Below are 2,589 nucleotides of genomic sequence, written 5' to 3' on the forward strand. Positions count from 1 at the left end.
AAACTATTTTACAGTCTCAATAAATTTATTTTTTCAATTAACTTATTATAGTTATAAATTACTTATTATTTATGCAAAACTAATTTTCTTAATCTTATCGTACTCCTTACTATTTGCTAATTCAGCATTTCTTAGCTCAATATCGTTTTGAATATTTAAAAAGAATTTAGGCGATACACCAAATAATTTTCCTAGTCTGACAGATGTATCGACCGTAATCTTTCTCTTATCATGAAGAATATCTAAAATTCTTGAACTAGGCACATCAATTGCTTTTGCAACTGCATAAGCAGATAAATTTAATGGCTTCATAAATTCTTCACTTAACACTTCACTTATTTTTGGAGTTGGTATAGTATTCTTTAGCATAATTCTTCCTCTTTTATATACTAGTGATAATCAACGATTTCTACATTATAAAAATAATTGGGTGTTTGAACAGTAAAGCAAATTCGATACTGGTCATTAATGGTAATGCTATATTGTCCTTTTCTATCACCTTCAAGTTTTTCTAAATGATTTGCTGGTGGTATTCGTAAATCGTTAATATCATGAGCAGCGTCCATCATCACAAATTTTCTAATAGCTATCTTTTGAATATTTTGTGGTAATTTTTTTGAAAATTTTTGATGATAAACTTTTTCCGTTTCCTTATTAGCAAAAGTTTGTATCATTGCTTTCTCCTCTATCTTTTCTATGTTTTAATTATATCCGATTTGCATATATATGTCAATCAGATAGAGTGGAGCTATATGTGTAACATTAGGGTGTACTTAATGTTACTTCCATAAAACAAAAGGGCTGCCTAAGTGTAATACTGACAACCTCTTTACTATAATCTTATGAACTAGGTGAACATTTTCTATTTGCCCTGAATTAATTCTACCTCTTACTAAATATAATTTATCTTTTACGTTTATTTTTATAAAAAAGAAACGTAAAAGGTAAAACATTTTTTTGCTTTGAGTTAACTGTTTTTTTATTAATATTACTAAAATATTTTGCAACTTTTTTAGCTTCATTTTTTGATGAATAATCTAACGCTTTATTTTCAAAAACTATTTTAATTATTTCACGAACATATTCATCTATCTTTACAGAAACAGCAGATATTTCATTATCTGAATAAGTGATTTTATTACCATGAGTATGCTTGGATCTAATTCTAAATGCTAATTTAAAATTTTGTTTAACTACATCTTTTTCATTTTCACCACTAATTTTTAAAATATTAATAGCTGTTGATGCAAGCATCTTCTCAATTTGGGTACTTCTATTACCTTCTAAGGCAAATAAACATTGTAGCGCTTGCATATAGAAGTCAATTTTAACCGGTAATTGACATGTTCTTCTGGCATTTTGAACCGAGCGTATCGCTCTTATAAAGCTAGACTCTTTACTACGATCAGTTACATCATAGTTTCTAATAAAACTATATTCACTATTATATTCTGGATTTGGTATATTACCACCTACTTTTGACATTATTGGATATAACATTTTATAGTAAAAATTAACCTGTTGATTTTCAGTTTTTGTTAAAGCTATATTTTGAGGATGACCATTAGCCATAGAATATGGAATATCAAGTTTTACCGAGCTTATATATCCAATACTACTATTAATATAAATATTATTAGTCTGTACGCATGAATCCTTCACTAACCACATTGCTGTTAAGAATATGATTATTCGATTCCTTATTTCGTTCAATGGATAGCTGTAAAAATCATTAAGTATACGTGTTATCTCAAACTTTGAAAGACTTTTAATGCTTTTAATAATTTCCTTTCTTTCCTTTCCTTTGAAGATAGCGTGATACTAAAAATATAACAAGGCTTACTACACACTTCCATATATCTTAACCGACCATAATCTTTTATAAAATTATCTTTCTTTACTTTGTTATTTTGAAATAACTTAATAAGGATAGATATAGCCAATCGCAATGAAGTCTTTGCACTTGTCAAACATGCTGTAGCTAATTTATGTGATTTAGCATTATATGTTAATAATGCTGGGATAGCTTTACTGATTCTGACCCTAAACGTGTTGAACGTTTATTTGATATAAATCTTAAAGGTACATACTGGGGTATTCAAGCTGCAGCTAAGCAATTTAAAAAGCAAGGAAAAGCAGGCCGGATTATTAATGCAGCATCATTGTCTGGATATGAAGCTTCTGCTTTGCAAAGTGCTTATTCTGTTTCAAAATTTGGAACTCGTTGCTTGACTCAAGCTGCGGCCAAAGAATTGGCAGTAGATAAAATTACTGTTAATGCTTATAATCCTGGAATTGTTCGCACAAAAATGCGATATGTAATTGATAAAAAATTGCAAAAATTAAACATGAAACAATAACGCAACAACAAGCAAATTGTCTCAAAGAGATAGTGCTTGGTCGTGAAGCAAAACCTAGCGATGTAGCTGAAGTTGTGGCTTGGTTTGCTTCATCAGGTGCTGGGTATGTTACTGGACAATCACTTCAAGTTGATGGTGGAATGAGATTTCATTAAAAAAACATTTAGAATAAATAATCTCTAATAACAATAAAAATAGTTATTAGAGATTTTTTGAAACTGTCAAATTT

Annotated in this window: 3 protein-coding genes and 1 pseudogene; 1 reads left to right on the forward strand and 3 read right to left on the reverse strand. The window is 29.1% G+C overall.

What is annotated here, in order from left to right; translation table 11 throughout:
* Positions 1-69 precede the first annotated feature (69 nt).
* The 3 genes from ACNDLV_RS05565 to ACNDLV_RS05575 all read right to left on the reverse strand — a co-directional run bounded on the left by ACNDLV_RS05565 (position 70) and on the right by ACNDLV_RS05575 (position 1,572).
* Positions 70-369 (reverse strand): HigA family addiction module antitoxin, encoded by a 300-nt coding sequence (locus ACNDLV_RS05565; protein ID WP_003651024.1) that lies wholly within the window; start codon positions 367-369, stop codon positions 70-72.
* Positions 370-389: 20 nt separating this feature from the next.
* Positions 390-674: a type II toxin-antitoxin system RelE/ParE family toxin gene (locus ACNDLV_RS05570; RefSeq protein WP_003651021.1), complete on the reverse strand. Its 285-nt coding sequence runs from the start codon at positions 672-674 to the stop codon at positions 390-392.
* Between the two features lie 229 nt (positions 675-903).
* Positions 904-1,572: a HEPN domain-containing protein gene (locus ACNDLV_RS05575; RefSeq protein WP_225306035.1), complete on the reverse strand. Its 669-nt coding sequence runs from the start codon at positions 1,570-1,572 to the stop codon at positions 904-906.
* Positions 1,573-1,929: 357 nt separating this feature from the next.
* Here ACNDLV_RS05575 and ACNDLV_RS05580 point away from each other — a divergent pair.
* A pseudogene (locus tag ACNDLV_RS05580) lies at positions 1,930-2,515 on the forward strand (SDR family oxidoreductase); the annotation flags it as partial.
* Positions 2,516-2,589: the final 74 nt, after the last annotated feature.

The sequence above is a fragment of the Lactobacillus fornicalis genome, from assembly GCF_055362665.1.